Source organism: Burkholderia sp. MSMB1835 (genome assembly GCF_001526365.1).
Taxonomy (GTDB): Bacteria; Pseudomonadota; Gammaproteobacteria; order Burkholderiales; family Burkholderiaceae; genus Burkholderia.
Map to the genome: position 1 here is coordinate 169,262 of NZ_LOYP01000001.1, position 26,231 is coordinate 195,492.

The following is a 26,231-nucleotide window of genomic DNA, read 5'->3' on the forward strand; positions in this document are numbered from 1 at the left end:
CGCCTGCAACGAGCTCAAATCGCGGCACCGTAGCCGCATCTGCTTCGGTAGCCTGTGATGCGAAGCCGTCCGTGCCAAAACGGCGAACCGCGCGTCGCACTCCCGCGCACGGCGTACCGCCGCGATGCCGCCGGACGCGACGAACCGCCCCAGCCTCCGCTCATGACGAAGCCAGCCCCCGACGAATCTGCGCTTGCCCAGCAAGCCGCGGCCCTGTGCCAGAACGGACGGTTTGCCGACGCGCTGTCGCGCGTCGCGCCGCTGCTCGATGCGCCCGCGCCGGCCATTGCGGCGCTGCACGTCGCGGCCGTGTGCGCGCTTGGCCTGAACCGGATGGCCGACGCGGAAGCCTGGTGGCGACGCGCGATCGATGCCATGCCGGCGTTCGATCCGCCATACGAAGGACTTGGCGCGCTACTTGTGTCGCAGGGGCGGCTACCCGAGGCGGAGGTGATCGCCCGCCGGCAATTGGCGTCGGTCACGCCGTTGCGCGCGTCGCACCATCACCGGCTCGGCAAGGTACTCGAAGCGCTCGGCCGGCTCGACGAGGCCGAACAGGCATTCGGGCAGGCACTGTCGATCGAGCCGCGCTCGCCCGATGTGCTGACCGATCTCGGCAACCTGCTCCGCGTCCTGGCCCGGCCGGCGGAGGCGGAGCTCGCGTATCGGCTCGCGATCGCCGTTCGCGCCGATCACGTACTCGCGCACGCGAATCTCGGCGCGATCCTCGTCGACATGCAGCGGCTGCCGGAAGCGGAGGCGGCCAGCCGGCAGACCCTTGCGCTGTGTCCGGATCATCCGGAAGCGCATTACAACCTCGGCATCGCGCTGCAGAACCTCGACCGCCTGCCCGAGGCGGAAGCGGCCTATCGCGACGCCATCCGCTGCCGGCCGGACCTGCCGCAGGCGCACAACAATCTCGGCTGCGTCCTGCGTGCGCAGGGCCGCCACGACGAAGCGGCCATCGCGTTCGCCGACGCGCTGGCGCTCGCGCCGCAGATGGCCGAAGCGCACTACAACCTCGGCACGACGTTCGCGCATGCGGGCCGCCTCGACGAAGCCGAACGCGCATACCGCCGCGCGCTCGAGCTGCGCGCCGACTACGACGACGCGCGCTTCGGGCTGGCGACGCTGCTGCTCGGCCGCGGACGGTTCGAGGAAGGGTGGCACCGCTACGAATCCCGTTACGAGCAGTCGACGTTCGTGCATCGCCGGACCCGCGAGGTGCTGCGATGCGCGCAGTGGCAAGGCGAGCCGCTGGCCGGCAAGACGTTGCTGGTCTGGCAGGAGGACGGCCTCGGCGACATGCTGCAGTTCAGCCGCTATTTCGCGGAGTTTCGCGCGCGGCAGGCGGCGCGCGTGGTGTTCGCGTGCCAGCCGGCGCTGCATCGGCTGATGGAGACGGTCGACGGCGTCGACGCGGTGCTCGATCACGAGACGGCCACCGTGCAGGCCGCGCAATTCGATTACTGGACGAGCCTGTTGAGCGCACCGATGCACGCCGGCACGACGCTCGACACGATCCCGCCGCCGGTGCGGTTCGTTCCCGAGCCGGCGCGCGTCGCCCGCTGGGGGGCGCGCCTCGATGCGCTGCCGGCCGGCCCGCGCGTCGGCCTCGTGTGGAAAGGCAATCCGAAGCATCACAACGACGCGCACCGCTCGCTGCCGTCGCTGGCGTTGCTGACGCCGCTGTGGAGCGTGCCGGGCGTGAATTTCGTGAGCTTGCAGAAGGGGCAGGGCGAGGACGAGGCGCGGCATCCGCCGGGCGGCTTGCCGTTGCTGCACCTGGGCTCGGAGATCGACGATTTCGCCGATACGGCCGCGATCGTCGCGCAACTCGATCTCGTGGTGTGCGTCGACACGTCGACCGCGCATCTGGCCGCATCGCTCGGCAAGCCTTGCTGGGTGTTGCTGCCGAATCAGGACGTGGACTGGCGGTGGATGCACGACCGTGAGGATTCGCCGTGGTATCCGGGCACGGTGCGGCTGTTCCGGCGCGGGCGTGGCGACAGCTGGATTCAGATGGCTGAGCGCTTGCGGGAGACGTTTGCCGCATATATCGCGGCCGGGCGCGTGATCGCGGATGCGACACTGCGTACCACTTGACCTGATGACCGAAATGGTCGCGCGCTTGTCCGACTATCGTCACGTACAAGCCACCCACGTGCCCTTCGATGCACGACGCCCGACGTGATGAGCCGGGCGCAATGGTGATCGACAACGGTGGGAATCATGCACGGCTCGACGGGTCGGGTCATCTCGTATCGCGGTGATGCCAGGCAGGCTGCCCGGCCGCCGGAGCCGTGCGAGGGTTGCTTAGTTTGCGGGTTGAATCAGCAACGTTGCCTGTCCCGAGTTGTCGCCGCAGTAATCGTCACTCACATAAACGTAGACGTTCGAGAGGCTCGAGGGCATCTCGATGACGGTGGGGCGTACCGTGGCCGTACCGCCCCACCGAATGTTGCCGAAGCCACCTTGCATGAACGCCGTGTCGATGTTGCAGCCGTTCGCCAGCGCGCCGCCGCTGCAACTCATCGAGTTCGACGTGAGCGAAACTGCATACCGGCCGCCAGCGAGCGTGAGTTTGACCGGTGTGCCGCCAGATACGGTCCCGACGTAGCTGGAAAGGCAATTGGCCTTCGCGTCAATCACGACGCTCGTCGCTGCGTCGCACATCAGGGGAACCATGGCCGCAAGTGTGATCAGTTTGTTACGCATGAATTGAGTTCTCTCAGTGTTTGTTGATTGATATTTGCCCGGTACGTGGGAGACGCACCGGGGCGCCGGTTTCGCCCGCGTCGGGCACGCTGTAATGAACCCTTGACGGGGCAAGGCGGACACCCGGCATGCGTTCCGGTGGCCGTGCGGGTACGGCATGAAACCGTTTCATGCCAAGCGTTGCCCCCCGTTCCACCGTGCAGGATCCGGCGTATGTGCAAGCGGTCGTAATTGACGAATGCCTGTCTCTTGCATGACGTCTTCCTTGCTTTAGCTATAACGGCAGGTCTGACACCGAATTTAGGCCGGGCACGCATCTTGACGATGTCTGAACACGCCGGCATTGGGTGCGCAGCGATGGTCTCGGTCTGCGAGTTCACGGCCCGTCGGTACGATCCGCCGCGATCCGAACGCATGGCTCGAATCCGCGGCATGTCGTAACCCAGCAGCGATCGTTGCACGCCGCGGGTCGTGCTCGCCGTCCCGCACTGGCTGGCTCTTCGCGCGAACGACGCGAATTGCCCCGGGTTTGCTGAATCGATTCAACGCTTCGAATCGATCGCGCATCGCTAGAATCAACGCGTTCTCGGGGGAGGTCCGATCGGGAGCAGCGGACACGCGTTCCCGCCATGCATGAAATCGAACAAGGCCGTCATGAATGGCTGGAAGTTTGTCGCTGTTGAAAGTCTCGTGAGCGAGGAAGCGTTGACTCGCGCGCAAGCGTTCGGTTTCGATCGGCACGTCATCGAGACGACGGTGCGCGAACTCATGTTGCGCTGGCTCGCGCCGAGCAAGCGATTGCTCGGATGGCGGCGGGGTTCGAGTACGTCACGATCGACGTCGACGGGCATGAGGTCCCGCTCATCGATGATGCGACGCAGGGCCTGGGTGCGTGCAGGCAACTGCGGATCGAGATCGAGGACGCGAAGATGGATCTGCTTACGCGCCGTCTCGGCGAGTTCGGTCTGCCCATCGCGAGCAAGCACCCGGTGCAGAACTACGCGGGATTATGGAACTGTATCTTCGTACGCCGATCGCCACGGCCCGCGGCACCGCGTGCCGTGCTCAGAACCCCGACAGATAGGCTTGCCGGTCGACAGCGGTGCGGTAAGCGCTCACGAACCCGCGGTGACTCCATTGATCGCACGCGAAATCGTCGAAGCGGCACGACAGCGACAGTTTCCAGTCGACCGCGTCGCTGGTGAGTGTCCGATGCACGAGATAGGGCGACATGAAGAGCACGTGGCCAGCGTCGATCTCCAGGTCGCAGGCGCCATCGATCTCCTGATCGTGGAGTACATAGCCGCGGTCGGTCTGTTCTCCCGCCCACAGTCCGCGCCGATGGCTGCCCGGGACGATGCGTAGTCCGGGCGCTCCGGGGCGGATGTCCGTGAGCGACGTCCACGCGATCACGCCGCGAGAGGATGTCCCCATGCTCGGCCAGTCCTGGTGATACGGCAGCCCGTAGTTGTTGCCGATGCGATCGTTCGCCGTGTAGTGCGTGACGATCGGGCCCGTCTGCACCGGCATGACGATGCCGACGTGACGGTCGAGCGCGGCAGCCAGCTCCGGCGAGCAGAAGAAGCGCTTCACATCGATATCTTCAGCGAGCAGCTTGATGATGTTGCGGTTGCGCGTCGTGTCGTCGCCGAATCTCGGGATGAAGTGCTGCTCGAATTTCGTCCGCACGGCGCTCATCGCCGACTGCAGCGTGCTGTGTGCAACGACCGCATAACCTAGTTCGCGAAAGTTACCTGCGATCACGTCCATGTTGTCTCGCCCTGAATTCCGCTACCGATCCGCGCTTGCGCGTACCCGAACCCGCTCGCACCGAAACCGTCGCCGTTGTAGAACATGTACAGGCGCTCGCCGACCTGCACGACTTCGGGATAGGCGACCATGAACGCATCCCACCCGCTCGGTGATACGTCGAGTCCCGCCTCCTCGTCGCGACGATGCCAGGTGATACCGTCCGTGGATTCGGCATAGCCGATCCGGTAGCTGACGGACGAACGCTCGCGGTACCCGTCGTGGCTGCGCTTGCAGAACCACATCCGGTAACGGGTGCCGTCGAAATGAACCGACGCGCGAGCCAGGCCGCCTTCGTGATCGTCCAGGTAGTCGATCGCGACGCGGCCGCCGCGCGACCAGTGAATGCCGTCGCGGGATTCCGCGTATTTCAGGTGATAGCGCGCTTCGGGCTTGCCGTCGACCAGGGTCCAGCCGGTGCACGACAGGTACCAGTTGCGCCAGATGCCGTTTTCGATCCGGACGCAGGTGGTGCCACAGAAGTGCGGTTCGTCGGCCGTGCGATCCATCACCGGCCCCTCGAACAGTCTCCGATAATGATGACCGCCGTCCTCACTGATCGCGAGGCCCACCGCGTTGTGGTACGGAATCGTATTGCGCACGTTCCAGCCGATGTAATACAGATAGCGGACGCCTTCGTGCTCCACGACCGACGACGGCATCGTGCCGCAGTCGTCGAACGTGCCGAGCGCACCCGGCGGCAGTACCGGATCGGGGCCAATCGACACGATCTCGGCGGGTGCGTTTGTACGCACGGCCATGCTGGCGATCGCGCTGCGATTGTCCGCGTCGCGACTGCTGAACAGCAGTTGCAGCGTATCGCCGTCGCCCCCTGCTACCGTCGGAATTTGTGCGTGCGATTTCGCCCAGGGCAGCCGTGCATCGGGCTTATAGATCAGCCCCTGCTTGTCCCACCGTATGCCTGCCATGGGTTTTCCTAGAGTTTCAGATCAGTGCTGGCCATTGCCAGTTTGACCGCGGGATTGCCTTTGTATACCGACCACGGTTCCGTCGACTTCGTGATCGCGGCAGCCATCGTGATGAACGTGCCTTCACCGATCGTCACGCCGTCACGCAGCGTGGCGTTCACACCCACGAAGCTGTACGCACCGATATCGCAATGGCCGGACATGACGACGTGCGAGGTCATCGTCACGTGATCGGCGATGCGCCCGTGATGGCCGATATGGTTGCCGCTCCACAGCACGACGTTGTTGCCGATGGTCGTGAACGGCTGAAGGGTATTGTCTTCGAGGATGAAGCAGTTCTCGCCGATCGTGTTGTGGCAGACAGTGGCGCGCGAACTCACGTAGCTGATCAGTGGGTAGCCGCGTGTCTTGAGGTCGTTGAAGATCTTCTCGCGTTCGCGGTTCATCCGCTTCGGCGACATCGGCGCGAAGAAACTGAAGTCGCCCGGAGGATGGGACTCGGCGACGTCCTCGAATGCGATCACGGGGAGGCCCCTGAACGTCCGGCTCTCGGGCAAGTACTGCCGGTTGACGCAGAATGCGACCACCGTGTGCGGCGAATCGTGCTGAAGGTAGTAGTGCGCGAGTTCTGCATAGTCTTGCAGGCCGAACAGAATGACGTTTGCCATCAGTTGTGCTCCCTGTACACGTACGTCGTGTACTCGTAAAGCCCGTAGTCGTGGCGCAGCACATAGTGGCGCGACAGCTCGCGCGACAGGAAGTGCGTCAACTGCGTGACCGGCACGTGGAACAGGTCGTCGCGCTCCCAGTCGACTTCCTTCGACATCACGTTGAACGCGATGCCTTTGCGCGCTTTCGGGAACACGACGCGTAACAGGCGCGTGAAGTAATCGAACATCTCGTCGTAGCCGAGCTCGCGCTTCTCGGTGAAGACACCATTCATCACGATGTAGTCGTATTCGCCGAGCCGGTCGGGTTCTGCGAGCACATCGACGCATTGGTAGTCGTTGTGCGGATACTTGCGCCGGGACAGGTCGCAGAACGCCGGAGACGCATCGAGTCCGGCGTAGCTCAGCCCATCAATGCCTTGGTCCAGCATGTACTGGTACAGATGCGACGCACCGCATCCGAAATCGAGCAGCGCGGCGGGCGTCGAGCCGGGCCGTACCAGATCGAGCATCACACGATAGCGTGTGGTGGCATCCTCGGCGTTGGGCCAGTCCACGCCGCGATGCGTATCGCCGTGGCGTTCGAGGCACGACTCGTAGTGACGGATGAGGGCGGTGTGGAGACGGTCTTTCATGACAGTGTGGCGCCTGCCAGCAATTGGTCGATCGCTGCATCGTCGTTGCACATCAACACGTCGATGATCGACAGTGCGGGAACGAACGGGCCGCGAACGGGCGTGTACGGCGCGAGGCCGGGTGTCAGGAGCTTCAGTTGCAGGCCGGCGGCGGCGAACGCATGCGGATCGTACAGTTCTTGCCCGCCGACCGGATTCACGTAGACAGACGCGCGCTCCTGCCGACCGATGTCGATGATGCGCGCCTGTGCCTTCAACGATGCGTTCTCGTAGCGTCGCGACGTCGCGACGATGTGTGTGTCGAGCCGCAGGTGGTCGCGCAGCGCGAAGAGGCCGTGCACGAGGAAATCGGCCAGGTTGGGTGCGTCGTGCATCAGAATGCGCTCGATGACCGGAAACACACGCGAGAAATGCGGCGAGCGTGCATAGCTTTGATGGATCGTGCGTAGGATCCGGGGCCGCCAGTTTGCGTCGTCTGCCACGTCGATATCGCAGATGAGCCGGTTCTGGCTGGCCTGCCGCAACGGCATGGTGATCATGTGTGCCGCACCGTTGACGTTGATGCGATTGCGATTGATCCAGCCGCGATTGATGAAGCTCACGTCGTCGAACACGACGAACGTGTCGACGCTGGCCATCAACTGGAAATAGCCGATGTAGGGGAAGAAGTACGGCTGCATGACGGCCAGCCGGCGTTCAGCTTGCATGTTGCGTCAGACCTGCCTCGGCCAGCACGATATCGATGATCCGATCCTGGTCGCGCGCGGTGAGCGTCGGGTAGATCGGCAGGCACAGCACCTGGTGCGAGAGGTCGCTGGCGACGGGCAGATTCGAGCGCACCGCCGACGGCAGGCCGCGATAGGTCGGGAATTCGCTGATCAGTGGATAGAAATACCGGCGCGCTGCGACGTTGTGCGCGCGAAGCGCATCGTAGAGCGCGTCGCGTGTTACCGGGAAGTCGCGGGTGATGCGCACCGGAAAGTACGAGTGGTTGCGCGTGCAGTGCTCTGGAATCGGTGGCAATAGAAGGCCCGGCACGTTTTTAAATGCAGTCCGATAGCGCTCGTCCACGCGCGCGCGACCGTCGGCGATTCGGTCCATGTGTTCGAGTTGCAGCAGGCCGAAGGCCGCCTGTACCTCGTTCATCTTGCCGTTGATGCCGGGGCCGATCACCGTTACTTCGTCGACGAAGCCGAAGTTCTTCAGATGATCGATGCGTCGCTTCGTCTTCGCGTCGCGGCAGATGAGTGCGCCGCCCTCGAACGTATTGAAGATCTTGGTGCCGTGAAAACTGAGTACGGACATGTCGCCGAATTCGAGTACCGAGCGGCCGTGGCGCCGCACGCCGAACGCATGAGCGGCATCGTAGAGCACGCGCAAGCCGTAGGTGTCGGCGATCCGCTCGATTGCCTCGACGTCGCACGGATAGCCGTAGACATGTACGGGCAGGATCGCGGTGGTCTGCGGCGTGATCGCCGCTTCGATGCGCCCGGGATCGAGGTTCATTGACACCGGATCGATGTCGGCGAACACGGGGCGAATGCCGTTCCAGTGCAGCGCATGCGTCGTGGCGACGAAGCTGAACGGCGTCGTGATGACTTCGCCGGTGATTTTCATCGCCTGGAGTGCCGTGATCAGCGCGAGCGTCGCGTTGGAAAACAGCGAAATGTGCTCGACGCCGAGGAATTCGCACAGCGCTCGCTCGAGCTCCGCATGGAAGCGCCCGCCGTTGGTGACGATCTTGCTCTCCCAGATCTGGTTCAGATACGGGAGAAACTCGTCCAGTGGGGGCATGTAGGGCTGTGTAACGGGTATGAGCTTGTCCATGATGCGTTCCCGAAGTCGTACGTCTCGAGCGCAAATTCGCACACCGTTGATCGTGAGTGCACTCTAGCGCGCGTGTTGCCCGGGCGATCGACCGAGCAGGGGGCGGTTTGCGAGCCAATTCACGGGAATGCCATGGTCCGCCCCGGGCCGGCCGGTCGAGCATCGTGGGCTGTCAGGCCGTTCAGCCGGTCGCTTGTTCGATGTGCGCCGATAGTGGCTGGTCGGGCAGGACGGCATCGAACGAGACCGGTGCTTCGCCCGCGCACCATCGCCGCCACATCATTCGCAACGCGACCGACAGCCCCTGCGCGACGACGTCCGGATGAAACGGCGCCGATGCAAGGCAGCGATCGCGGAGGCTGCTGCGCAGCGCCTGCAGCGTGTCGAGGTCGCCGGCCAGCGCGACGGCCTTGCGGACGAATTCGTCTTTGTCGTATGCGACGAAGGCATCGAGATCGACCCGCTTGAGCCAGCTCGATGAGCCTCGGGTCGGGATCGATCGTCCGGCGATCGTCACGGTCGGTACCCCCATCCACAGCGCGTTGAGCGTCGTCGTCGAGCCGGCATACGGGAACGTGTCAAGGCAGATGTCGACATGGTGATGCTGCTGCAGATAGACGGCGATGGTCGCGCGCGACTGGAAGGTCAGGCGTGCCGGATCGATGCCTTCGGCTGCGAACCAACCGGCGATCATCTCGCGATCGAGATCCTGCTCGATCGCGCCGATCACCATCCGCGCGTCAGGCTTCGCGCGCAGCACTGCGGCCCACAGTGCAACCACGTCTTGGCGCAACTTGTTGAGCCGGTTGAAGCTGCCGAAGGTGACGTAGCCATTGTGGAGCGCTGGCAAGCCGTTGACGGGCGGGCAGTTCGCGGGTGGCGCGTATGGCGCCAGTGCGGGCATGCGCACGATCTTCTCGACGAACTGTTCGTCCAGTTCGCCGGCCGGCGTGACGACGCCGTCGCTCAGGTAGTAGTCGATCGTGCGCATGCCCGTCGTGCCCGGGTAGCCGATCCACGATGCCTGCAACGGTGCGGGTTTGCGCGCAAGCGCAACCAGGCGGTTGCGACCAGTGTGACCGGAGAGATCGATTACGATATCGATACGATCGTCGCGGATCTGTTCCGCGAGCGCGGCATCGCTCAGCGCTGTTACGGTTCGCCACGTGGTGGAGTACGCGCGCAGTTTCGCCGTGACGTGATCGTCGATCACGAAGTTGTAGTAGAAGTGCAGCGACAGGTTCGGGTCGCGGCTCAGGTGTTCGACGACGGGCAGCAGATAGTGCGCGACCGCATGGTTCAGCAAGTCGCCGGACACGAAGCCGATCCGCAACGGGCGTTCGGGGTCGCGGGAATTGGCGTATTTTTTCGGCAACGCATGTCTTTCATGCTGCTTGCCGAACGCGCGATGCGCGTCGAGCAGCATTTCGGGCGTGTTGGCGTCGTCGTGAATCAGGCTGAACAGCAGCGAACTGTGCGACACGCTGTCGTTCGGATCGATTTCGATGGTGCGTCGCAGCCAGGGGACCGCCTCCCGCGCAGCGCCCTGATCGAGCAGCACGAAGCCGAGTGCGCCGTTTGGTGGTGCCATGTGCGGCGCCAGTTCCACGGCGCGTCGACATGCCGCGACGGCTTCCTGCTGGCGTCGCAGCCCGTGCAGCGCGATGCCGAGAATGCGGTGCGCCTCCATGTGCGTCGGCTGCGCCGCAATGATCGCGCGGCACTGGACTTCCGCTTCCTGGTGCCGCGTCATGAGGCGCAGCGTGTCGGCGAGCAGCGTGCGTAACAGGAGGTCGCCGGGCAGGGTTTCGAGTGCGCGATAGGCGACGTCCGCCATCTCCACGTATTGCCGTTCCTTGTACAGCGAGACCGCCAGCGTGCGCCAGCACGCGCCGTCATCGGGATAGTCCGCGACGAGCCGCCGTGCAAGCGCGAGCGCCTCCGCCGAGCGCCGCTTGTCGAAGAGGGCGGCGTGCTTGCGCAGGCTGGACAGCGGTGCCTTGCGCACATGCTCCGCGGGCACGTTCTCCTTCTTGCTTTCGTCGAGTTGCCGCGTTGACGAAATGGTCAGCGTGATGCTGGCCGGAGCGGCCGGACCTGCGGCGGCTGCCGTCGGGAACGTCACGGTGGGCGTGGCCATTTGCGAGATCAGGCCGTCCAGGGCGGGGCCGTGCACGCCGCGCTGCTGTGCCATTTCGACGGCGACCCATGCCGCCGGCGTCTGGTTTGCCCGGAACAACGCGTTGATGTAGCTGACCCAGCATTGGCCGTTGCCCGGGTTCGCTCCCAGTGCGATTTCGAAGTGCGGAATTGCGTCGGCGGGCCGATCGGTGTCGACCAGCAGTACTGCGAGGTTGTGGTTCGCGTCTGCATGTTCCGGCATGGCGTCGAGGATCGCGCCATACAAGGCTTCCGCATCGCTCAATGCGCCGTCGTGATGGTGCTTGATGGCGTTCTGCATGACGAGCGCGATATCTTGCTCGAACTGCTGCTCCGGGCTGAGTGTGGCGCGGTCGGATGAGTCGAGTGGGAGCATGGCAAGGGGCGCGGTTGTTCGGTGTTTGCCATTATCTGTAACGAGTGGCCGCACCGAACCGGCGAGATGGTGTCAAAAGCGCGGCCAATTCCGCCGATTGGGTCGCGTAGACGCAGGCGTGACGGCCTGACGGCACCCAAAAAAACGCCCGCACGAGGCGGGCGGGGAGGCGAACGAGCACGCCCTCACATCAGCGTGTAGTTCTTGTTGTCGGGTGGGCGGCGCGCGCGTGTCGAGCACGCCGCGCGGCGCGTCTTAACGGCTCGCGATGCTCTGGTACTGGCCGACGGCCTGCACGCGGCTCATCGCCGCCTGGTATTCGTCGGTCAGCTCCTGCTGCGCGCGTTGCGCGTCGGCGAAGATGCGGTCGTTGCTGACCTGCATGCGGCGGATCGCGGCGATGCCGACGGGCGGCTGATCGGTCGAGAGCAGCGCGACGAGCTGCCAGCGCGCATCGGCGAGGCGCACGGCCTCGGCCCAGTCGGCCATCGTGGCCGCGTGTTCGATCGAGTCGGTCAGCGCGTCGATCCGGGCGATCAGTTCGGTCTGTTCCATCGGGGCTCCCCTGTCCGGCTAGCGGTCAGCTCTTGTTGGTCGCCAGCGCGCCGCCGCTGTTCGCGCCGCCGAACAGCTGGGTCAGGTATTGCGAGTTGGTGTTCATCGTCGCCATCAGCGTGTTGAGCGCGGTGAACTGCGCCTGGTACTGGGTGGTCAGCTGTGCCGCGTAGTTCGACAGCGTCGTCTGCTGCTGAGCGACGTTCTTCAGATCGTTGCTGAGCGCGGTAGTACGCGCGGCGATCAGCCCGTTCGTTTTCGTGTAGTTCGTGATGTTCGTCGTCAACTGCTCGCCGATCCCGTTCGTCGAGTTGAACAGCGACGCGACGCCCGTCGGATTGTTCTGCAGCGCGCCGTTGAGCGCGGTGCTGTCGACCTTCAGCGTGCCGTCGGCCTGCAGCGTGACGCCGATCGACGCGAGGTTGACCGTCGAGCCGTTGCTGTTCACGCCGCTCGCGACGATCGACGCGAGCGCATTCTTGATCGTGTTGAGCGTCGAGTCGCCGAGCAGCGGGCCTTGCGACGACGCGCCCGACGTGAAGCTCGACAGCGAGCCCATCGTCGTGACGAGCGTGTTGTAGAGCGTCGCGAAGTTGTTGATCGCGGCGGCCTGGGATTTCGTGTCGGTCGCGACCGTCAACGTTTGCGGCTGCGTGGCGCTGACGGCGGCGCTGGTCAGGTTCAGCGTGACGCCGGTGATCGCGCTCGTCACGGTGTTGCTCGCGCTCGTGCCGGCGATCCCGTTGATCGTGAACGCGGCGTCCTGCGCGGCCGTGCTCTGCTTCCACGCGGCGCTACCGTTCGCGGACGTGATCGTCGACTGGCCGCCCGTCGTGCTGGCCGTCGACGTGACGCCGAGGCTGGACAGGCCGTTGTCGCCCGCGACGTTGCTGAGTGCGATGCCGATCGTGCTCGCCGCGCCGGTCGGCGTCGAGCTGAGCACGAGGTGCGCGCCGTCGCTGCCGTTGACGACCGACGCGACGATGCCCGGGTTGCCGGTCGCGGAGTTGATCGCGGCAGCGATGCCGGACAGCGTGTTGTTGGTGTTGTTCACGTCGACGGTGAACGACTGGCTGCCGAGTGACAGCGTCATCGTGCCGGTGCCCAGCGCGGTCGACGCGCCGAACGCGGCCGACGACAGCGACTGCGACGTCGCGATCTGCGTGACGCCGACCGAATAGCTGCCGGCCACTGCGCCGGCGCCCGCGGTCGCGGTGAGGCCGGTGCCGCTCGCGGTCGCGGTGAAGGTGTTCTGCAGCGAGCCGTTCGACAGCGTCGTGAGGCTGGCCTGCAGTGCGCTCAGCGCGGCCGACAGCGCGCCGTACGCGGAAATCTGGGTGTTGTCGCTGCTTTGCTGCGCGTTGAGCGCGGCGGCCTGGCCGGCGGTCTTCGCATTGACGAGTGCCGTCACGAGCGAGTTGACGTCCATCGACGAGTTGCCGGTCGAACCGCTGATGATCGATTGGGCGGCTTGCTGCAGCGCGCTGTTGGCCGAGTTGTTGGCGGCGGTGACGGCGGGATTGATCGTCGACATCGTGTTGCTCCGTGCGGCGGGTGATCCGGGAAGTTCTGGATGAAGACCTGGCGGCGGAGCAACGCCCCGCGCGCCAAGTGCCTGCGGCCGGGCCGCGCGTTACGCGGGGCCCGGCCGTGAGTTGCTACGCGATTACTGCAGGAGCTTCAGGACCTGCTGCGGCAGCGAGTTCGCCTGTGCGAGCACCGAGATGCCTGCTTGCTGCAGCACCTGGTTCTTCGACATGTTCGCGGTTTCCTGCGCGAAGTTCGCGTCGGTGATCTGCGATTGTGCCGACGACAGGTCGGTCGATTCCGCCTGTTGCGCCGTGGCGATTGCCGTGAAACGGTTTTGTGCCGCGCCCAGTGCCGCCTGCACGTTGTTCACCGTCTGCAGCGCGTTGTCGATCGACACCATCGCGACGTTCGCACCGCTGACCGTGCTGATGTCGAGGTTCGACACGGTCTTCGGCGTGTTGACGGCGTTGATCTGGGCGATGGCGTTGTTGATTGCCGTCAGTTGTGCAGCCGTGGTGCCCGCACCCGTTGCGCCCGATTGCAGCGACAGTGCGCCGACTGCCGTGCCCGTGCCGGCCGTTGCGTTCGAACCGAAGACGGCCGTTGCGGCGCCCGACGTGATGCCTTGGCCGTTCTGGTCCGTAAACGAGTAGCCGCCCTGGCCGTCCGAAATCACGTTGATCGCGGTAATCGTCGCGCCCGAAGCGGTGTATGCGCCGGCGCTCGTGAGCGACAGACCCGTCACCGTACCCACCGTCTGGCCCTTCTGCACCAGACCGCCGCCGATCTTCGCAGCCGACATGCTTTGGCTCAGGTCCAGCGAAATCGTCTGGCCGACGTTCGCGCCGACCTGGAACGACACGATGCCTGCCGAGCCGTCGAGAATGTTCGTGCCGTTGTACGTCGTTTGCGACGCGATACGGTTCACTTCCTGGATCTGCTGCGCAACTTCCTGCTGCAGAGCTGCCTGGTCGGTCGTGGACATCGTGCCCGTCGACGCCTGGACGGCCAGCTGGCGGATACGCTGCAGGCTGTTCGTCAGCGACGACAGTGCGCTCGAAGCCGTTTGAATCATCGACACGCCGTCGTTGGCGTTCGACACGCCCTGGTTCAGACCGTTGATCTGGGTCTGCATCCGGGTCGAGATCGCGAGGCCTGCTGCGTCGTCCGCTGCGCTGTTGATGCGCTTGCCCGACGACAGGCGCGTGATGGCCTGGGACAGGGCGTTTTGCGAGCCGTTGAGGTTCTGCTGTGCAACCAGCGAGTTGATGTTGCTGTTAATTCCGAGCATGGAAAAATCTCCTGTGTAAGCCGAAAGCCCTGGAAAGCCGTTTTGGCGTCGGCGGAAGCACTCGTTCATTGCTGGCCGCCTCAGAGCAGGATTTCGGCGTACCAAAACAAAACTTGAGGGGCACGTGGAGATTCGGCCCGATTTTTTATCCTTCTTTGTCATTTCGGACCCGCTCGGCACGGCGCCGGATTAAATGGGGGGCAGAAACCGGCCCGATGCGGCTCCGGCACTCAGTCGCGACGCTGTGCACACACGACCGACAAAAGGGTGGTTTTGTCTGTGATTCCCTGCTATGATGGCGGGCTGAATTGAGATTTTCTGTCACGCCTTTGCCGGTTTCGGCATGTCTGCTGGCAGTCAAACGCGGCGCTGCACGCGGTTGTGAAGCGTACTCGCGGTGCTTTCCGCCTCTCTTTTCCGGCCTCCGAGGCCGTATTTCCGCTCGTTTCGCCTGTTGTGGGGACGCTCGGATGGCCGGTGCGTGGCGCTTGGCCGCTACGTTTTTGACCGTTTAAGCAATTTAGGAACGACATGACGACGATTCTTCTGAAAGAAAACGAGCCGTTCGAAGTGGCGATTCGCCGCTTTCGTCGCGCTATCGAAAAAAATGGCCTGATCGCTGAACTGCGTGAGCGCCAGTCTTACGAAAAGCCGACCGCAGTCCGCAAGCGCAAGAAGGCAGCAGCCGTCAAGCGCCTGCACAAGCGTCTGCGCAGCCAGATGCTGCCGAAGAAGCTCCACTAAGAGCGTCTGCCGGTTCGCCGCAAAACGGCGGAGTGTGCCTCGAAAGAGGCCGCTCCGCCGTTTTGCTTTTGCGGGCCGGGAAAAATCCCGATGCCATTGCGGCGCGGGTGTTCCCGCCGGCTGGCGAGACCCTGCGGCCAGCGGGTTGCGGCCGCCGGCCGCGGCGTTCAGAAATCGATCTTCGCGCTCAGGCTCACCGTGCGCGGGTCGCCCGGCTTCACGTAGTCCGCGTACTGGTATTCCCAGTAACGGCGGTTCAACACGTTGTCGATCGATGCGCGCAGCGTCACGTCGTGCCGTCCGACCCGCGTCAGGTAACGCGCGCCCGCGTTGACGACGAGAAAGCCCGGTGCGTCGAGGCCGCCGGCCGCGCGCAGCGGCGTCGCGCCGGTGAATTTCGCGTCGACGCCGAGCGTCAGCCCCGGCACGCCCGGCACCGCATAGCCGAGGTCGCCGGCGAGCACGAAGCGCGGCGCGCCGGCCACGCGGTTGCCATTGTTGCCGATCCCGTTCGCGTACCACGCGTCGAGCAGCATCGCGTCGACGCCCGCGTTCCAGTGCGCGCCGAATTTCGCGCGCGCGCCGACCTCGATCCCCTGAATGATCGATTCGCCATCCTGCACGTAGACGTTCGCGGCGTTCGCGTATTCGGCGCTGCGCTCGATGCGGAACAGCGCGGCCGTCGCGCTCCAGCGCGCGTGCTCGCTCTTGATCCCCAGCTCGTACTGCTTGCTGCGCAACGGCTTGAGCACCTGGCCCGCGTTCGCGTAGACGTCGTTCACGCGGCTGCCGGGCTCGAGCGACTCGGCGTAGCTCGCGTACGCGGTGGTCGTCGGCGCGAGCTTGAACATCACCGCGAAGGTCGGCGTCACTACGCCGTTCTGGCGATAGCTGGGGTCCTCGGCGCCGCTCGCCTGGAACGCGCGCTGCGCGTAGTTCATGTAGCGCACGCCGGCCAGCACCGACCAGCGCTCGGTCAACTGCACGGTGTCGCTCGCGAACAGCGATTTCTGCACGATCTCGCTCGTGCGGTACTGGATGAAACCGTGCGGACTCTCGTAGCGGTACGGATTCGGCGCATAGAGGTTGCCGGCGCCGAGCGGCACGAACACGCTGTTCGCCGAATAGTCGTTCGCCTGCTTCTGCCACGACGCGCCGAGCACGATCTGGTGGCTGAACGGGCCCGTGCGTACCTTGCCCTCGACCATCGCGCGCCACTGGCTGAAGCGGTGATCCTCCATGCCGACGTAGCGGCTGTCGGTGTAGTTGCCGGCCGCGTCCTGCAGGTAGAGCGTGCTTTCGTTACGCCGGCGCGTCGCCTTGCTGTAGCTGTACGTGACGTCGAGCTGCCAGTCGGGCGCGAGCTGGTATTGCAGCCCGGTCGTATAGAGCTGCAGGTTCGTGTTCAGGTACTGGTCCTTGCCGCCCAGGTTCGTCGATCCGCCGCTGATCGTCGCGGGCAGCGCGCCGCCCGGATAGCTGCCGGTGAAGATCGACGGCGTCTGGCCCGTCGTGCGGCGGTCCTGGTACAGCGCGCCGAACGACACGGACAGGTCGCGCGTCAGGTTCGCCTGCAGCGCGAGCGACACGCTGTCGCGGCGGATGTTGCCGTCGTTGTAGGTCTTGCCTTCCTCGTGGGTCGCATTCAGCCGCGCGCCGAACATGTGGTCGGGCCCGAAGCGCTGGCCGAGATCGACATGCTCGGTCCACACGTTGGTGCTCCGGTAACCGATGTCGACGCTGCGCACCGGTTCGGCGCCCGGCTGCTTCGTCACGTAGTTGACGACGCCGCCCGGCGTCACGAAGCCATACAGGAAGCCGCCGAGCCCCTTCAGCAGTTCGACGCGATCGAGCTGCTCGTACGGCATCGTGATGCCGTACGTGACGAACGGCAGTCCGTCGATCTTGTAGCCGTTCTGCCAGTCGAGCTGCATGCCGCGCACCGTCATGTAGCTGGCCCAGGCGCTGTAGGCGCCGCTGTTGTCCGACACCGACGCGTCGTTCGCGAACACGTCGCCGAGCTTGTACGGCTGGCGGGCCTCAAGCTCTTCCGACGTGACGATGGTCGTCGAGAACGGTGTGTCGAGCTGGCGGCGGGTGCCGAGCGCACCCGTCGAGATCGTGTCGGTCAAGTGTTGCGGCGAATCATGCGCGGCCGTGATGTTGAGGGCGGGCAGTACCGCGGCGTCGCCGGGCGAATCGTCCGCGTGCGCGAGCGACGCGGCAAGGCAGGCGAGGGCGGCGGCCACGCGGCGTGGACGGACAGGCGGGCGGGCGAGGCAGACGGTCATGGCGAGCGAGTAAAAATGCGAGTAAGAATCATTCGCATTGCGTTAAAATGTCGCGCATCGTATCAAAACCCGCCAACCGCGCAACAATTCCATGCCGCGTACAAGGGCATCCGGCCTCGCCGGGCCCGACCGGATGACCGTTGCGCGGCGCCCTACATCAAATGAACTGCATTTCGTCGAATCGGGGCCGCCGCTCGTGCCGGCCCGCCTTCCTTTCGCCGCGCACGCGATGAACGCGTTCCTGCGACCGTTTCTCGTGCGCCTGCACCGCTGGTTCGGGCTCTCCATCGCGCTGTTCCTGTTCGTCGCGGGGCTCACCGGCGCGCTGATCGCGTGGGACCACGAACTCGACGCGGCGCTGAACCCGGATTTCTATACCGCGCGCAGCGGCGCGGCGCCGCTTGCGCCGCTCGAGCTCGCGGCGCGCATCGAAGCCGCCGATCCGCGCGTGCAGGTGACCTATCTGCCGCTCGCGATCGAACCGGGGCACACACTGCAGGCGGGCGTGATGCCGCGTACCGATCCGGCGACCGGCCAGCCGTACGCACTCGGTTTCAGCCAGATCGCCGTCGATCCCGCGACCGGCACGGTGCAGGGCCGCCGCGAATGGGGCGCGCCGTCGCTCGCGCGGCTCGACCTGATGCCGTTCATCTACCGGCTGCACTACTCGCTGTTCCTGCCCGTGTACGGCGGGATCAATTTCGGGTTCTGGGTGATGGGCGTCGTCGGCATCGTGTGGGCGATCGACAGCCTGATCGCGCTCGTGCTCGCGTTTCCGAACCTGAAAAGCTGGCGCAAGTCGTTCGCGTTCCGCGTGCGGCGCGGCGGCTATCCGCTCGTGTTCGACCTGCACCGCTCGGGTGGCGTGTGGGTGTGGGGGCTGCTGCTCGTCGTCGCGGTCACGTCGATTTCGATGAACCTTGCCGTGCCCGTCGTGCGCCCGCTGGTCTCGCTGGTGTCGCCGCTCGCCGAAACGCCGTACACGAATCCCGAACATTTCCCGCCGGCCCCGCCGGGCAGCCCGGTATTGCCGCGCGAGCGGATCGTCGAGATCGCGCGCTCGGCCGGCCGCGACGCGGGAATCGCCGCGCCGCCGGGTGCGCTGCTGTTCGCCCCGGCGATGAACGCCTATGCGGTCGGGTTCTTCACGCCCGGCAACGACCATGGCGACGTCGGGCTCGGCAACGCGTGGCTGTACTGGAACGCGGTGACCGGCAAGCCCGTCGCCGCGCAGATACCGGGCCGCGGTTCGGCCGGCGACCTGTTCATGCAGGCGCAGTTTCCGCTGCACTCGGGGCGGATTGCCGGTGTCGCCGGACGTGTCGCCGTGAGCGTGCTCGGCATCGTGATCGCGATGCTGAGCGTGACGGGCATCTGCATCTGGGTGAAGAAGCGCAGCGCACGCGTGCGAGCTGCGCGGAGCGCGCGGGCGGTCGTATCGGCGTCGTCGCGCGCGGCGCGGTAAAGGCTGAACGGCAAGTAACAAGCGTCAAGTAACAAGCGGCAAGCGGACGGTGCCCCCGCCGCAGGGCAGCGGCGCGGCGTCCGTAGCGAGTTTGCCCCTGGGCCGTCAGCCCGCCTTGCGCCGGCGTGCCGGCTGCTTGCCGCCGAGCGCCGCGCATCGTGCGTGGCAAGGACAGCCGGCTTCGTGATCGTTGACCATGCCGGTCGCCTGCATCAGCGCATAGCAGATCGTCGAGCCCACGAACTTGCAGCCGTACGCCTTCAGCGCCTTGCTGAGCGCGTCGGACTGTTCGGTGGACGCGGGCGCGTCGCGGTAAGACTGCCACGCATTCTGAACCGGCGTGTCGCCGACGAACGACCACAGGAACGCGGCGAGCGACCCGTGCTCTTCCCGGATGCGCTGCACCGCGCGCGCGTTGGTCACCGCCGCTTCGACCTTCGCGCGGTTGCGCACGATGCCCGGGTTCTCCAGCAACTTCTCGATGCGCCTGGGCGTGAAGCGCGCGACGGCGTCGACGTCGAAATCGGCGAATGCTTCGCGATAGCCCGCGCGCTTGTTCAGGATCGTCGACCACGACAGCCCGGCCTGCGCGCCTTCCAGGATCAGCATTTCGAACAGGTGGCGATCGTCGTGCGACGGCACGCCCCACTCGGTATCGTGATAGTGAGCGTCCGCTTCCGTCTTCACCCAGTTGCACCGCTGCGACATCGTCTGCCTCGTTTTCAGTGTCGATTCGATCGCGCCAGCATAGCGGAAGCCCTTTTGGCGGGATAGCCGGCCGAACGGCAGATGGGCGCGCGGCGCCGATCCGGTTAAGCTTGGCGCCTGTTCGAATCAGCGGGATGAAGGCATGGCGGCATTACTTTTTGCGATCGGCATCGACGGCGGCGGCACGGGCACGCGCGCGGTGCTGGCGGACCGGCACGGGCGCGAGCTGGCGCAGGGGCGCGGCGGTCCGTCGGGGCTCGGCCTCGGTATCGAGCGCGCCTGGGCGTCGATCGGCGCGGCCTGCGCGGACGCGTTCTCGCAGGCCGGTCTCGTGTTCGAGTGGTCGCAGTGCGCGCTCGGCTGCGGGCTCGCCGGCGTCAACAACGCGGCGTGGCTCGCCGCGTTCCGCGCCAAGGCGCCGCTCGGCGCGCTCGCGATCGAGAGCGATGCGTACACGACCGTCGTCGGCGCGCACGGCGGCGCGCCGGGGCTCATCGTCGCGCTTGGCACCGGCAGCATCGCGGCGGCGCTCGATGCGACCGGCGCGTGCCGGATCGCGGGCGGCTTCGGCTTTCCGTCCGGGGACGAGGCGAGCGGCGCGTGGCTCGGCGTGCGCGCGCTCGCCTATGCGCAACAGGCGCTCGACGGCCGCGTGCCGCGCGACGCGTTCGCCGCGGCACTCCTTGCGGAAACGGGCGCGCAGAACCGCGACGCGCTCGTCGAGTGGTCGTGCGACGCGAACCAGACGGCCTACGCGCGTCTTGCGCCGATCGTGTTCGCGCACCGCGCGCATCCGGTCGCAAGCGCGCTGATCGCGCAAGCCGGCGACGAGATCGGCAAGATGATCGACGCGCTCGATCCGCAGCAGGCGCTGCCGGTCGCGCTGTGCGGTGGGCTGGCGGACGCGCTCGCGCCGGCCGTGCCGGCGCGGCACGCCGCACGGCTGCGCGCGCCGCTCGACGATTCGGCGCATGGTGCGCTGCGGCTCGCGCTGCAGGCGTTGCGGACGGCGGAGGGCGGCTAGGTGGGCTAGGTAGGTTAGGTAAGCCAGGTAAGCCAGGTAAGCCAGGTAAGCCAGATCAGCCAGATCAGCCAGATCAGCCAGATCAGCCAAGGCCGCGGCGGGCGGTTAAGGCGAGCGGCGCGTGCGGCAGATGCCGCGCCGCAGCAGCGCGTCAGGCGGCGCGGGCCCGGCAACCGTCCGGCGCGCTGTCGGGCACGACGTTAAAATGACGCTTCCTCCGTGCCGCGAGCGCCACTCTCCCGTCCCATGTACAAAGTCATCGCCACCGATCTCGACGGTACGCTGCTGAACAGCGACCACCAGCTCGACCCGTACACGATCGACACCGTTCGTCGGCTCGACCGCGACGGCGTGCAGTTCGTGATCGCCACGGGGCGCCATTATGCGGACGTCGCCGGCATTCGCGATGTCCTCGGCATCCGGCCGTACCTGATCACGTCGAACGGCGCGCGCGTGCATGCGCCGGACGACACGACGATCCACGCGCAGGACATCGACGCAGCGGTCGTGCGCAGCCTGGTGCAGCCGGAAGTCGTCGGCGCGCACGGCCGCGTGATCGTCAACCTGTTCACCAACGACGGCTGGCTGATCGACCGCGAAGCGCCGCACTTGCTCGAATTCCACCAGGATTCGGGCTTCCGGTACGAAGTGATCGACATGGCCGCGCACGACGGCGCGGCGATCGCGAAGGTGCTGTATATCGGCGAACCGGCCGATCTGGCGGTCGTCGCCGAGCAGATGCGCGTGCAGTTCGGCGATACGCTGTACGTCACGTACTCGCTGCCCGACTGCCTCGAAGTCATGACCGCGAACGTGTCGAAGGGGCGCGCGCTGCGCACGGTGCTCGCGCGGCTCGGCATCGACGCCGGCCACTGCATCGCGTTCGGCGACAACATGAACGACATCGACCTGCTCGAAACCGCCGGTCACGCATTCATGATGAACAACGCGAACCCCGACCTGGTGGCGCGGCTGCCGCACATCCCGCGGATCGGCAACAACTTCGACGCGGGCGTCGCCCGCCACCTGCGCACGCTGTTCTCGCTCGAAGACGACGTCGTCGCGTCCTGAGCGCCCGCGCCGGCGGCGTTTTCCGTGCAGCAATGAAAAACGGGCGCCAGGGGCGCCCGTCGAAATTGCCTGCCTCGATGTTCTTCGACAGCGTGAGGCTCGCTGCTCTGCTCGCTTGACCCCGTAACGTTTTATTCGCTTGTGCGAGCTGATGCGGGCAGCAGGTCGATGGCGTCGTCACGCCCGGCGACCAGCGGGTAGATGATCCCTGCGAGTGCCGCGCCGATCAGCGGCGCGACCCAGAACAGCCAGAGCTGGCCGATCGCGTCGCCGCCCACGAACAGCGCCGGGCCGGTCGAGCGCGCCGGGTTCACCGACGTATTGGTGACCGGGATCGAGATCAGGTGAATCAGCGTCAGGCACAGCCCGATCGCGATCGGCGCGAAGCCGGCCGGCGCGCGCTTGTCGGTCGCGCCGAGGATCACGAACAGGAAGAAGCCCGTCATTACGACTTCGCAGATGAACGATGCGGCGAGCGAGTAGTGGCCGGGCGAGCGATCGCCGAAGCCGTTCGTCGCAAAGCCGCTGCCGACGACGTCGAAACCCGGCTTGCCGGTTGCGATCAGGTACAGCACGAACGCGCCGAGCGTGGCGCCGACGACCTGCGCGACGATGTACGGCACGAGATCGCGTGCCGGGAAGCGGCCGGCGACCGTCAGGCCGACGCTCACCGCCGGATTCAGGTGGCACCCCGAGATGTGGCCGATTGCGAATGCCATCGTCAGTACGGTCAGGCCGAAGGCGAGTGCGACGCCGGCAAAGCCGATGCCGAGGCCCGGAAAGGCGGCAGCCAGCACGGCGCTTCCGCACCCGCCGAGCACCAGCCAGAACGTGCCGAATACCTCTGCAGCGAGACGCTGAGAAAGATTCATCTAAGGACCTCGTTCAAGTGGGTTGAAGACCCCGGACGACGCAACGAATTTATTCCGTCGTCCGGAATTGGTCTGGATTATAGGAAATGAATCGGGCGCAGGAGGGTAAACGATTGTTAAATTTGAATGGCTGACGAATGCCTTTTATTAGAATAAGTCCGCATTCTCGATATAGGCGATTCGGTTAAAGATGGCAGCATTAATTTCGAAGGGCAGGGCGGCAGTGCGGACGACGTAACGGATGTTGGTGTCCCGGCCGGATTCGCCGGGGCCGCATCATCGAAAAGGGGAGTCGAAAAATGTCTCAATACGCGAAACTCAAGGCGCAGATCGCCGATCTGCAGGCCCAGGCGGACGACGTGCGCCGCCAGGAAGTGGCAGCGGTGATTGCCGATGTCCAGCGAATGATTGCCGAGTATGGCCTGACGGCCCAGGACCTGGGCTTCGCGGAGCGGGCGCGGCGCGGGCGTCCGCCGAAGAAGGCGCCGCTGCCGCCGAAATACCGCGATCCGAAGTCGGGTGCAACCTGGAGCGGGCGCGGCAAGCCGCCGAATTGGATCGCCGGCAAAAACCGCGATCGTTTCCTGATCGAGTGAGCGCAAGCCGAATAGAAAGAGCCGCATCGACGATGCGGCTCTTTTGTTTTGCGCGCCGATTTCGGCGCGGATTTTCCGGAATATTTTCCGCGCGGATTTCCGTGTCAGGCGCCCGCGACCCGGCGCAATGCCGGTTGCTTGGTTGCCGCGCAAAGCGATTCGTAAGTTTCGACGTAACGCTGCGCCATGGCCTTCGCGCTGAAACGCGTGTCGAAACGCGCGCGGATCGCGCTGCGCGACAGGCTGTCGATCCGGTGCAGCGCGCCGACCGCGCCCTGCACGTCTTCGACGATGAAGCCGGTCACGCCGTCCTCGATTACTTCCGGCACCGAGCCGCGGTTGAACGCGACGACCGGCGTGCCGCAGGCCATCGCCTCGATCATCACCAGGCCGAACGGCTCCGGCCAGTCGATCGGGAACAGCAGCGCCTTCGCGCCGGACAGGAACGCCGGCTTTTGCGCTTCGTTGATCTCGCCGATGAATTCGACATGCGCCTGGTCGAGCAGCGGCTCGATCACTTCCTTGAAGTAGTCCGCGTCGGCCTTGTCGACCTTCGCGGCAATCTTCAGCGGCAGCCCGCTTTGCGCGGCGATCCGGATCGCGGTGTCGACACGCTTTTCGGGGCAGATCCGGCCGAGGAACGCGAGATATTCGGGCTTCACGTCCTGCGGGGTGAGCAGCGTGTCGGGCAGCCCGTGGTACACGGTGCCGGCCCACGCGGCCTGCGGCAGCGGCTTGCGCTGGTTGTTCGAGATCGACACGACCGGCGAATCCGGAAACGCGTCGAACACCGGCTGCAGCTCCGGCAGGTCGAGGCGGCCGTGCAGCGTCGTCACGTACGGCGTGTCGAGGCGCGACATCAGCGGGAACGGCAGATAGTCGAGGTGGAAGTGCAGCACGTCGAATTCGTGCGCGACCCGGGCGACCTGCTCGAGGAGCCGCATATGGGGCGCCATCGAATCGCGGACCGACGGGTCGAGCCGCAGCGCGCGCGGCCACGCCGCCTCGAGGCGGGCCGACGTGACGGAGTCGCCGCTGGCGAACAGCGTCACGTCGTGGCCGAGTTCGACGAGCGCCTCGGTGAGGTAGGACACGACGCGCTCGGTGCCGCCGTAGAGTTTCGGCGGGACGGCTTCGTAAAGCGGCGCGATCTGGGCAATTCGCATGGGTGTTCTCCTGTGTCGATCCGACGGCGCGACGGCGCCGATGCGGATCCGTACAAGGTGGCGGAACTTGCCGACGCACGCGGTTCGCGGTACGTGGCCGGGCCGTGGGCGGGGTGCGCGGGGCGCCGGTCGGCAAGCTGCGGGGCGGGCCGGCACGGCTCGCGCCGCCGCCCATTGGAGTTCATTATCGATATCGCCCTGCGGGGTTCGAGTGTTTTTTCAAACACTTAAGGCTTGTTACACGATGAAATACGCGAAAACCCCGAGAAAAAGGGCGCGGAATCGGGAATCGCGACAGCCATAACTATTGTTGCGCTATCGTGAAAAAGCACTATAATTTTTACCGATCCGATTGTCGGCAGCCCTGCCGGCAAGCCTTGCGCCATGTGCGCGGCGGCCATCGGGCCACACGCAACCGAATCCGCGTTGCAACCCGTTTTTCCGACTGCCCCTTTCAATTCGCCTTGTCGGAAAAATTCCTACACGGTTTACAGACAAATCCTGCATGGCATACGCCACTTCGCTGATACCGGCATAAATCCCGTTTGGCCAAAATTCGCCCTGTAAGACTATAAACGAGCCGACTGAGCGCCCGGTGCGCACTGATCGAGCAAACGTTTTCATAACATGAACGGCCAAAGCAAAGTTTTTTAACGGGGGAATCATGAGCGCCACCAGCGAAATGCTCAGTGAGATCAAAGAGGTCAACCTGTCGTACCTCCTCCTCGCGCAGCGCCTGCTGCGGGAAGACAAGGCGATGGGCATGTTCCGCATGGGCATTTCCCAGGAACTCGCCGACGTGCTCGCCAACCTCACGCTCGCCCAGACCGTGAAGCTGGCCGCGTCGAACCAGATGCTGTGCCGCTTCCGCTTCGATGATCACGCGCTGCTGTCGTCGCTCGCCGACAAGGGCCGCAGCGACGTCGTCACGCACGCCCACTCGGCCATCCTGATGGCCGGGCAGCAGGTCGAAGGCGTCCGCTGATCCATCCCGCCTAGCGTCTGTCCCGGCGTGCCGCGCCGGCCGGCAGCGTATCGGCCATTCATTCGCACAACGTCAAGCGGACGGTTATCACCATGGCAAGCAAAAGCGTCGTGATCGAGGTGAAGGAAATCACCCTCGCCATCGAACTGATCGAACTGGGCGCCCGGCTGCAGCTGCTGGAGGCGGAGACGAGCCTGTCGCGGGACCGTCTGATCAAGCTGTACAAGGAACTGAAGGGCGTGTCGCCGCCGAAGGGGATGCTGCCGTTTTCGACCGACTGGTTCATGACGTGGCAGCCGAACATCCACTCGTCGCTGTTCTACAACATCTACCGGTTCATGCAGGACCACGGCCGCTGCGAGCCGATCCAGTCGATCGTGAAGGCGTACCGGCTCTATCTCGAGCACGTGAACCTGTCCGGCGACGAGGCCGCGCTGAGCCTCACGCGGGCATGGACGCTGGTGCGCTTCTTCGATTCGGGGATGCTGCAGATGACCCCGTGCACGCGCTGCGGCGGCCACTTCGTCGCGCATGCGCATGATCCGCATCAAGGTTTCGTGTGCGGCCTGTGCCAGCCGCCGTCGCGGGCCGGCAAGACCCGCAAGGCCGCCGCCGCGCGCGCCGAACTGGCCGCCGCCGCGGCCTGAGCGCCAGGCCGGGCAAGGCGGGACGGGGTGCGAGCGGCGCACGGGCGACGCCCGCGGGCCGCACGAATCGTCCGCGCATTGCTCTGGTAAACACCGTCGGGCCGCCGCCGGGCGGCCGCGAAAGTTTTCCTGCCGACTGCCGTAAACCTGTTTAACGGCGGTCT

At 65.5% G+C, this 26,231-nt stretch carries 23 protein-coding genes; 8 read left to right on the forward strand and 15 right to left on the reverse strand.

The features are described 5' to 3' along the window. The first annotated feature begins 162 nt into the window (after window positions 1–162). Complete coding sequence (locus WS96_RS00740) at window positions 163–2,106, forward strand: tetratricopeptide repeat protein (protein ID WP_059830038.1); 1,944 nt, start codon at window positions 163–165, stop codon at window positions 2,104–2,106. Between the two features lie 210 nt (window positions 2,107–2,316). On the opposite strand, the gene WS96_RS00745 is transcribed toward WS96_RS00740, so the two are convergent. From WS96_RS00745 to WS96_RS00800, 11 genes are all read right to left on the reverse strand, one after another. Next, entirely contained in the window at window positions 2,317–2,718 is a 402-nt protein-coding gene (locus WS96_RS00745) for a hypothetical protein (protein WP_059829927.1), read from the reverse strand. A 1,065-nt stretch (window positions 2,719–3,783) separates the two neighbouring features. Further along, entirely contained in the window at window positions 3,784–4,488 is a 705-nt protein-coding gene (locus tag WS96_RS00755; protein ID WP_034209600.1) for a phytanoyl-CoA dioxygenase family protein, read from the reverse strand. Next, window positions 4,479–5,456: a hypothetical protein gene (locus tag WS96_RS00760; RefSeq protein WP_059829929.1), complete on the reverse strand. Its 978-nt coding sequence runs from the start codon at window positions 5,454–5,456 to the stop codon at window positions 4,479–4,481. Before WS96_RS00760 ends, WS96_RS00755 begins: the two co-directional genes overlap by 10 nt. A gap of 8 nt (window positions 5,457–5,464) precedes the next feature. After that, window positions 5,465–6,124 carry an acetyltransferase gene (locus WS96_RS00765; protein WP_034209598.1) on the reverse strand — a complete coding sequence of 220 codons (660 nt, stop codon included), beginning with the start codon at window positions 6,122–6,124 and terminating at the stop codon, window positions 5,465–5,467. Continuing rightward, complete coding sequence (locus WS96_RS00770) at window positions 6,124–6,759, reverse strand: class I SAM-dependent methyltransferase (RefSeq protein WP_059829931.1); 636 nt, start codon at window positions 6,757–6,759, stop codon at window positions 6,124–6,126. The genes WS96_RS00765 and WS96_RS00770 overlap by 1 nt, the downstream gene beginning before the upstream one ends. Continuing rightward, window positions 6,756–7,466, reverse strand: a complete 711-nt coding sequence (locus WS96_RS00775; protein WP_059829933.1) for a WbqC family protein — start codon at window positions 7,464–7,466, stop codon at window positions 6,756–6,758. The genes WS96_RS00770 and WS96_RS00775 overlap by 4 nt, the downstream gene beginning before the upstream one ends. Then, window positions 7,456–8,586, reverse strand: a complete 1,131-nt coding sequence (locus WS96_RS00780) for a DegT/DnrJ/EryC1/StrS family aminotransferase (protein WP_059829935.1) — start codon at window positions 8,584–8,586, stop codon at window positions 7,456–7,458. Before WS96_RS00780 ends, WS96_RS00775 begins: the two co-directional genes overlap by 11 nt. 181 nt (window positions 8,587–8,767) lie before the next feature. Then, the gene (locus WS96_RS00785; RefSeq protein ID WP_059829936.1) at window positions 8,768–11,122 is read right to left on the reverse strand and encodes an O-linked N-acetylglucosamine transferase family protein; all 2,355 of its coding nucleotides are present in this window, start codon (window positions 11,120–11,122) and stop codon (window positions 8,768–8,770) included. A 255-nt stretch (window positions 11,123–11,377) separates the two neighbouring features. Beyond that, window positions 11,378–11,677: a flagellar protein FliT gene (locus WS96_RS00790; RefSeq protein ID WP_034209594.1), complete on the reverse strand. Its 300-nt coding sequence runs from the start codon at window positions 11,675–11,677 to the stop codon at window positions 11,378–11,380. A 25-nt stretch (window positions 11,678–11,702) separates the two neighbouring features. Continuing rightward, a complete protein-coding gene (fliD, locus tag WS96_RS00795) occupies window positions 11,703–13,211 on the reverse strand; it encodes a flagellar filament capping protein FliD (protein WP_059829938.1) in 1,509 nt (502 codons plus the stop codon). A gap of 132 nt (window positions 13,212–13,343) precedes the next feature. Next, window positions 13,344–14,498, reverse strand: coding sequence for a flagellin (locus WS96_RS00800; protein WP_034209592.1), 1,155 nt, complete (start codon window positions 14,496–14,498; stop codon window positions 13,344–13,346). Window positions 14,499–15,029: 531 nt separating this feature from the next. On the opposite strand from WS96_RS00800, the gene rpsU reads away from it, so the two are divergent. Next, entirely contained in the window at window positions 15,030–15,242 is a 213-nt protein-coding gene (gene rpsU / locus WS96_RS00805; RefSeq protein ID WP_006401410.1) for a 30S ribosomal protein S21, read from the forward strand. A gap of 167 nt (window positions 15,243–15,409) precedes the next feature. Here the strand turns inward: rpsU and WS96_RS00810 are convergent, their stop codons facing one another. Beyond that, window positions 15,410–17,533 carry a TonB-dependent siderophore receptor gene (locus WS96_RS00810; protein ID WP_059829940.1) on the reverse strand — a complete coding sequence of 708 codons (2,124 nt, stop codon included), beginning with the start codon at window positions 17,531–17,533 and terminating at the stop codon, window positions 15,410–15,412. 229 nt (window positions 17,534–17,762) lie between these two features. On the opposite strand from WS96_RS00810, the gene WS96_RS00815 reads away from it, so the two are divergent. Continuing rightward, window positions 17,763–18,998 (forward strand): PepSY-associated TM helix domain-containing protein, encoded by a 1,236-nt coding sequence (locus tag WS96_RS00815; RefSeq protein WP_059829942.1) that lies wholly within the window; start codon window positions 17,763–17,765, stop codon window positions 18,996–18,998. Between the two features lie 105 nt (window positions 18,999–19,103). On the opposite strand, the gene WS96_RS00820 is transcribed toward WS96_RS00815, so the two are convergent. Continuing rightward, window positions 19,104–19,706 carry a DNA-3-methyladenine glycosylase I gene (locus WS96_RS00820; protein WP_059829944.1) on the reverse strand — a complete coding sequence of 201 codons (603 nt, stop codon included), beginning with the start codon at window positions 19,704–19,706 and terminating at the stop codon, window positions 19,104–19,106. A 142-nt stretch (window positions 19,707–19,848) separates the two neighbouring features. Between WS96_RS00820 and WS96_RS00825 the strand changes: the two genes are divergently transcribed. Together WS96_RS00825 and WS96_RS00830 are read left to right on the forward strand one after the other, a co-directional pair. After that, complete coding sequence (locus tag WS96_RS00825) at window positions 19,849–20,730, forward strand: BadF/BadG/BcrA/BcrD ATPase family protein (RefSeq protein WP_059829946.1); 882 nt, start codon at window positions 19,849–19,851, stop codon at window positions 20,728–20,730. A gap of 246 nt (window positions 20,731–20,976) precedes the next feature. Then, on the forward strand, window positions 20,977–21,801 hold the full coding sequence (locus tag WS96_RS00830) for a Cof-type HAD-IIB family hydrolase (protein WP_034209588.1): 825 nt from the start codon (window positions 20,977–20,979) through the stop codon (window positions 21,799–21,801). A gap of 131 nt (window positions 21,802–21,932) precedes the next feature. On the opposite strand, the gene aqpZ is transcribed toward WS96_RS00830, so the two are convergent. Then, on the reverse strand, window positions 21,933–22,673 hold the full coding sequence (aqpZ, locus tag WS96_RS00835; RefSeq protein ID WP_059829948.1) for an aquaporin Z: 741 nt from the start codon (window positions 22,671–22,673) through the stop codon (window positions 21,933–21,935). Window positions 22,674–22,972: 299 nt separating this feature from the next. Between aqpZ and WS96_RS00840 the strand changes: the two genes are divergently transcribed. Further along, window positions 22,973–23,269, forward strand: a complete 297-nt coding sequence (locus tag WS96_RS00840; protein ID WP_034183894.1) for an H-NS histone family protein — start codon at window positions 22,973–22,975, stop codon at window positions 23,267–23,269. A gap of 104 nt (window positions 23,270–23,373) precedes the next feature. Here WS96_RS00840 and WS96_RS00845 read toward each other — a convergent pair whose 3' ends face one another. Then, window positions 23,374–24,435 (reverse strand): glycosyltransferase family 4 protein, encoded by a 1,062-nt coding sequence (locus tag WS96_RS00845; protein ID WP_059780386.1) that lies wholly within the window; start codon window positions 24,433–24,435, stop codon window positions 23,374–23,376. A gap of 664 nt (window positions 24,436–25,099) precedes the next feature. Here WS96_RS00845 and flhD point away from each other — a divergent pair. Next, complete coding sequence (flhD, locus tag WS96_RS00850) at window positions 25,100–25,420, forward strand: flagellar transcriptional regulator FlhD (RefSeq protein ID WP_034209585.1); 321 nt, start codon at window positions 25,100–25,102, stop codon at window positions 25,418–25,420. Between the two features lie 92 nt (window positions 25,421–25,512). Beyond that, on the forward strand, window positions 25,513–26,067 hold the full coding sequence (gene flhC / locus WS96_RS00855; RefSeq protein ID WP_034209584.1) for a flagellar transcriptional regulator FlhC: 555 nt from the start codon (window positions 25,513–25,515) through the stop codon (window positions 26,065–26,067). Window positions 26,068–26,231: the final 164 nt, after the last annotated feature.